General features: G+C 56.4%; 6 protein-coding genes. 1 reads left to right on the top strand and 5 read right to left on the bottom strand.

The window, feature by feature from the left end:
- Positions 1-410 precede the first annotated feature (410 nt).
- The 3 genes from QZZ60_RS09965 to QZZ60_RS09975 form a co-directional block, all read right to left on the bottom strand.
- Complete coding sequence (locus QZZ60_RS09965; protein ID WP_295641015.1) at positions 411-728, bottom strand: hypothetical protein; 318 nt, start codon at positions 726-728, stop codon at positions 411-413.
- Between the two features lie 17 nt (positions 729-745).
- Positions 746-1,081 carry a helix-hairpin-helix domain-containing protein gene (locus QZZ60_RS09970; protein ID WP_295641017.1) on the bottom strand — a complete coding sequence of 112 codons (336 nt, stop codon included), beginning with the start codon at positions 1,079-1,081 and terminating at the stop codon, positions 746-748.
- 111 nt (positions 1,082-1,192) lie between these two features.
- Positions 1,193-2,659, bottom strand: coding sequence for an aryl-sulfate sulfotransferase (locus tag QZZ60_RS09975; RefSeq protein WP_295641019.1), 1,467 nt, complete (start codon positions 2,657-2,659; stop codon positions 1,193-1,195).
- 219 nt (positions 2,660-2,878) lie between these two features.
- Between QZZ60_RS09975 and QZZ60_RS09980 the strand changes: the two genes are divergently transcribed.
- The gene (locus QZZ60_RS09980) at positions 2,879-4,834 is read left to right on the top strand and encodes a transporter substrate-binding domain-containing protein (RefSeq protein ID WP_295641021.1); all 1,956 of its coding nucleotides are present in this window, start codon (positions 2,879-2,881) and stop codon (positions 4,832-4,834) included.
- A 109-nt stretch (positions 4,835-4,943) separates the two neighbouring features.
- Here the strand turns inward: QZZ60_RS09980 and QZZ60_RS09985 are convergent, their stop codons facing one another.
- Both QZZ60_RS09985 and bamD read right to left on the bottom strand, forming a co-directional pair.
- Positions 4,944-5,723: a transporter substrate-binding domain-containing protein gene (locus QZZ60_RS09985; RefSeq protein WP_295641022.1), complete on the bottom strand. Its 780-nt coding sequence runs from the start codon at positions 5,721-5,723 to the stop codon at positions 4,944-4,946.
- 415 nt (positions 5,724-6,138) lie between these two features.
- Positions 6,139-6,464, bottom strand: a 326-nt coding sequence (bamD, locus tag QZZ60_RS09990) for an outer membrane protein assembly factor BamD (protein WP_295641024.1), incomplete at its 5' end; no start/stop codon positions are given.

Here is a 6,464-nt window from a genome sequence, read left to right on the forward strand (position 1 = left end):
AAAAGCATACGTTCCGGGCATCACTTTGTGTTTTGTTGAATTATCTTTAGCAAGAAATGTGCCGTTGTAATAATATATAATTGTTTTAGTATGTTATGCTTATTATTTATAGATGGATGTTTTGAAAGTGTGCGAAATGTCGCACATGCTATCAGCTCTGAGTAAAGAGGATAAAAACATTTTTAAATGAATATTAAACCGTATTATAAGAAAATAAACTTAATTTTCATAAGGATATGAATTAAGTGTTTTTAATAGTAACACGAGTCTTATTTTGTATGTTATTCTTGAACTGGTGGTGTTATTGCAGAATTGTCAGGCGGTGTGTTTATTATAAATAATGCGATATATTTTGAAAATTTTATTGTATGTTATAAAATTGTTATATAAGAGTGTAATGCAAGACTTTATCAGTACGACTTCATGCCGGGCAGGGCGTTGGGATTGAACACGAGGTCGTTTTCTTCCTCGATGGGGTCAAGTTCCCTGATGAGTTCTTTCGTCATGCCCGGGATATCGGTAAGGTCGCCGATGCTGGTGAAGCGTCTGTCGGAGCGGGCCTCGACAATGGCTCGAGCTACTGCCATGGGCAGGGTTACGCCTTCTTCCGCGCAGTCCCGCACCATTTTTTCAGCGCTGGCCCTGTTGAAGCTGAAAGACCCGGCATACGCGGGAGCAGCCGTCAGGCAGACTGCAAGCAGCGGTATGGCAATGCGGGTCATGTGCATATTATTCTCCGATGAAATCAGCACTTTGAGGGGGCCAGCGTCAGCTCGGCGTCGGGATCGTACCACAGGGTTCCGTCATGCTCAATGGGATTGATGGCCTGGAGCGTGTGGTTGTCCAGCCCCGGTACCTTCAGAAAGTCCTCGGGCAGTTCAAAGGGTTTGCTTTTGGCCATCTCTACTATTTCATTGGCCATTTCCGGGGTGATGTTGGCGTCGGGTATCTCCATGAGCTGTTCCGCCGTGGCCTTGTTCAGGTCGAAGGCGTCGGGGCCGAGCTCCACGTCCTCGGCCAGCGCCGGGGAGGATGCGCAGAGAAACGCGCCGAGAAGAAGTGTTGCAAGGGATTTTTTCATGTCTGCTCCGTAAGAGCGTTTATGATGGAAGCGCTCCATCGTTCATGAGACCGACCTTCCGTTCTTCCGGCCGGGGAAGAGGGAAAGCCGTTTTCCCCTGTCGGGGAAAAATCAGCCTTTCGCCTTATAGGGCGTTTTGCTGGCGGGAATGGTGAAGGTGGTGTTCTCGGGCGGAGTGACGGCGAATTCCTGCGGCTTCTTGAGCTGGGGAACGTAGTCGTAGGGCACGCGGTAGGCGCGATACACCAGGTTGAACTTGCCGTTGGGATTGTACCAGGGGCTTATGTATTCCCACACGATTTCATGCTCGGGAGTGACTTCCTGGAACTGGCCCACGGCGCCGTTGGTGATGAGGGTGTTGCCGTTGGGCAGGCGCTGGGCGGAGCTCACGTAGTCGCTGTAGAACTTGTAGGTCTCTCGCAGGCCCATGGTGGCGGCGGAGTGTTCCCACACCTTCTTGAGCGTGACCGGGTCGAACTCGACGACACGCGAGTAGTCGCGGCGGGCGTTGCTCCATCCCAGAGGAGCAGTGGGATTTCGTTCCCCGTATCCGGCATAGCCGCCGTTGTCGTACACCAGAATGTTGCCCGCGCCGGGCAGCCCTGCGGGGATCATGTGGCAGTGGTGCTGGCCGACAAACTGGCCCAATCGGGCGAAGGCTCGCTTGTATTCCTTGCCGTTGAAGATCCATTTATCGTCGGAATAGAAGGTGGGGCCTATCTGCCACACGATCTTCTTGGTGGCCTTGTCGATGATGAAGCAGGTGTTGAGCTGCCGGCAGGAGCAGATGATGTTTTCGGGGTTGAAGACCGCGTACTTGACGGGATCCTCGTCGTACCAGTGGTTGGGGCCGAGGTAGGAGGCGGAGTTCATGTGCATCCAGTCTGCGGCCTTCACGCCGGGCGTGCGGGTCATCTGCCAGGAGGGGAATTTGTACATGGTCTTCTTCATGTCTTCGGGGAGCTTCAGCTCGTCGAAGTGTTCAAAGGCCTTCCAGTCCCAGAGAATGTTGTTGTCCTTGTCCACCTCGAAGATGTAGTCGTCATCGAGTGGCTTTTTCTTCGTAATGGCAGGATTTTCGGTGAACAGATGAGAAAGAACGAGAATTCTGCCGTCGGGCTTGTATTCCACGCCCATGCTGGGGGAGAAGTAGCCGGTGGGATTGCCTTCCACCTGAAAGTCGTGATGCATGCCGGCGAGCGGAATGTTGCGCACTATTTTGCCGTTCCAGTCGCAGATGGAAAGGTCTGCGGACATGGGATCGCCGAAGGTGCGGCCCTTCATTTCCGGCTTCTGACGGGTGGCTCCCATGACGTAGCCGCCCTTGAGCAGCTTGGTGGGATGCTCAAGCTCGCTCACGTTCTTCCATTCGTGCACGACGTTGCCGTTCATGTCGATGAGAACGCAGCCCTGACCGGCCGTTTCCACACCGAACACGGTATAGCCGTTCCAGCATTTTTCCGGTTTGTAGATGGTGGTTCCATGGGGGAACACGGAGGGAAAGGCCCAGCTCAGGGAAGGCGCCGCCGTGGCTGCGGCAGCCGCGGACAGTCCCATGAGAAATTGACGACGATTCATGATTCTTCCTTTGTGAGGTTGAAGGCGTGGTCTTGTCCTTCTCTAAGCAAAGAACGTGCCATTTCTTTTTTTTGTGGAATATCAGGGGGATTGATTTTTCTTTTTTGAACAGTCGTGAGAATTTCCGCACATGCTCGACGTTCATGTGCGGAATGCCGCACGTTTTTTCTGCTTGCGGTGAAAAGCCTCATGGTGTTTTATCATGATGAGGAGTCTCCCATGCATCGACTGTCCATGCTTCTTTTTTTCTTCTGTCTGCTTTGCCTTCCGTCCCGTGCAGTCTGTTCCGACATTCCGGACAGGAGAGATGCGCTGGTCATCGGGGTGCCTCCCCATTCCGCGCCGCTGTCCTTTCTCAACGAGGACAGAACCGGACTTCTGGGGCTGGCCGTGGATCTCAGCGTAAAGATGGCGGAGGAGCTCGGCAAGAACATCGTGTTCGTGCAGAGCAATGCCCGCAAGCTGGAGCAGAAGCTTCAGCGCGGAGAAATAGATGCCATGGTGGGCCTTCTTCCCGTGAACCTCAAGAACGACTTTTCCGACGTGCTGGTCACGCCGCTGGCCCTGAACCGGGCCATTCTCGTGGCGGGGCAGGAGCATCAGTTCACCATGGAAAGCGAGCTTGCGGGACGGAGGGTCATACTTCAGCGCGGCGACGCCTACATACCCAAAATGCTTTCCATGGGCTGCACCGTGGTGCAGGCCGACTCCATGACCAACGCGCTCAACCGTCTGGTGGCGGGGCAGGCCGACGCCTACATCGCCAGTTCCGTGGAAATGGCCTTCTACATCGTGCAGAGCAAGAAATACAAGGACATACGCGTCATGGGAGGCTCTTTGGAGCGCATTCCCATGGTCATGATGGTGGGACGGAAGTCGGGACTTCTGGAGCGGCTGACGAGCGCGCTGGTGCATCTTGAGGAAAACGGAGAGGTGGAGAAGCTGCGCTCCCGCTGGCTCGGACGGTCGCTTTATGTCCCCGGTCTGTGGGAGCTGTATCGTTATCACATTTTGTGCGCGGTGGCGGTTCTATGCTGCATATTCCTGGCCTCCGTCACCTGGATTTATGCCTTGAAGCGTCAGGTGCGCAAGGTTTCGCGCAGGCTCATACGCTCGGAAAGAAAGTATCGCGACCTCATCGAGGAGTCGCCGGACATCATTCTTCTGCTCGATGAGGAGGGACGAATAACCCTTTCCAACCGCGCGGCAAGAAAGGTGCTGCGCATTGCCGGTTCCGGCTACAGCGCCCTGCTCATGGAAGCGCTCTGCAGCGAGACGAGCGGATGTCTTGAGCGATTCGTGCAGCTCATTCCCCGGGACGGGGCGCTGCGCCGGGAAATCACGCTGGCCTCGGGAACCGAGCAGGAACTGGTGCTGGAAGTCAACCTGTTCATGGCCGACCCTGAAAGTTCTCCCTATGCCATATGTCTCATAGGACGCGACATGACCGAGCGCAGAAAGCTGGATAGGCAGGTCATGGAAATGGAGCGGCTCGCCGTGCTCGGCAAGCTGGCCGCAGGCGTGGCGCATGAGATCAACAATCCCATAGGCATAGTCATGGCCAATGCGGAAATAGCCCTGGAGGATTGCCCGGAGGACAGTCCCATTCGCCCCATGCTGAAGGCCATACACAGAAACGGCGAGCGCGCCGTGAACACCACGAGGCGCCTTCTGAACATAGCGCTGCCGAGTTCCGTGCAGTATGAAAGGCAGAATCTTGCCCGGATCGTGCGTGAGGCTCTGTTCTTTCTCAGGCCCAGACTGCGCACCGTGAAGGTGGACGAGAGTCTCATGCCGGACGACTTGCCCGTGCGGGGCAACAGGGTTCTTCTGGAACAGCTGGTGCTGAACATGCTCATCAATGCGCTGGACAGCATGGAAGGCGCGGAGGAGGGCCGTCGCTTTCTGCTTCTGGAAGGTCGGTGCGCTGACGGAAGAGTGACGCTTGCCATTACCGACAGCGGCAGCGGCATCAGCGAGGAAAACAGAAAGAAGATTTTCGAGCCGTTCTTTTCCACCAAGGGCAGCAAGGGCTTCGGGCTGGGGCTCTACATCTCCCGACACATCATGGAACTGCATGAGGGGGAGATCTTCGTCGAGTCGGAACTCGGAGAAGGTTCCACCCTGTCGCTGATCTTCCCCGCTCAGGCCGGGGAAGAGGCGTCGGCCGATTAAAGCGATGCGCCCCGGAACGTCTGCCGATGTTCCGGGGCGGAAGGGGAAAGACCGGGCTGGCGGGGCGAACCGCGTACTGTCTGTCCGGGGTGCGCGAGCGTCCGCGCGGTTACTTGATGTACTGGTTTTCCCACTTGGTCATGGTGCCGTCGGCCTTGATGCCGGCCATCCAGTCGTTCACGGCCTTGAGAAGGTCGGGTTCACCCTGCTTCATGAGCACGCCGAAGTGATTTTCGGTGAAGGGCTTGTCCACCAGAGGCGCGGCCACCTTGGGATTGTCCTTGACGTAGCGCACGGCTTCCATGGTTTCGGTGATCATGACGTCGGCCTTGCCTTCACCCACGAGACCGGGAATTTCGGCGTTCTGTTCGTGCATGATGAGCTGAGCCTTGGGCGTGGATTCCTTGGCGAACTTTTCGTTGGTGCCGCCGGGGTTGTACATCACGCGCACGGAAGGCTTGTTCACGTCGGCAAGAGACTTGAACTGACCGGCCTTGGTCTTGGTGACAAGTATGGTCTTGCCGAAGGTGAGGTACGGATCGGACATGGCCATGTCGTTCTTGCGTTCGTCGGTGACGGTGATGCCGCACATGGCCACGTCGAACTTGCCGGACATGGTGTCCGCCTTCAGCGTCTTCCACGTGGTGGGCACGTACTCGAGCTTGACGCCGAGCTTTTTGGCCAGGGAGGCGGCCATTTCCGCGTCGAAGCCTTCATACTTGCCGGTTTCCTTGTTGAGATAGCTCATGGGCTTGTAGTCGCCCGTGGTGCCGACGAGCAGCGTGCCGCTGGATTTGATTTCCTTGAGGCTTCTGGCCTGAGCGTCCTGCATGGCCATGCCGGTGACGGCGGCAACGAGAAGCGAGGTCATAAGGATGTTCTTGAGCATTGCGACATTCCTCCTGACAGAAATGTTATAAAAGTCGCTCAACGCTACGACATTAGCGGCCGTCTGTCCAGCTTCGGGGGCTTTGGGAGAGAAAAAAAACTCTGAAAATGTCGCAGGAGACGGCTCAGAAGGGGGAAAATCTCCGGCGGGCGGCCGTTCTGAGGCAGAGATGGGCGCGGGGAACAGAAAAGGAGCAGCGCTCTTCCTGCCTGACGGATCGAACATTTTTGTCAAAGAACATCCCGGCTCTTCGGTGAAGATGCCGCGCCGCACAGCCGTGCGGGAAGGCGCTGGCGCATGCCGGAGACGGTCGTGCCGGATGCGCCCAAAGGCAGAAAAGGCGCCGGCTCAAAGGAGTCGGCGCCTTTTGTTGAACAGTGTCTTTCAGACGAACCGCACAGCGGAAACGGCATGCCTACAGCCAGCGGAACCAGTCCTTCCAGGATCCCTGCTGGTGCTCCCGTATGCTCTGCGCCTCTTCCTTGCGGTATTTCAGGTAGGCGGCTTCGCCCTTGGTCTTGGCGTATTCCGCTTCTTCCTTCACGTCGGGATAGGTGCGCACGACATACTGATAGCGCGTCCATGCGGCCTGATAGTTTTCCATGCCCCAGAACACGTTGGCGATGAAAAGCTCGCGCTGCGCCAGCGTCTTGCGGCAAGCGGCGATTTGCTCGGCGGCGTTCTTGCCGGGCTCGTCTACGTGCCGAAGAAGTACACGGTCAAGAACAAGGCCGGCGAGTA

The sequence above is a fragment of the uncultured Mailhella sp. genome (assembly GCF_905187505.1).
In the GTDB taxonomy this organism is placed as follows: Bacteria; Desulfobacterota; Desulfovibrionia; order Desulfovibrionales; family Desulfovibrionaceae; genus Mailhella.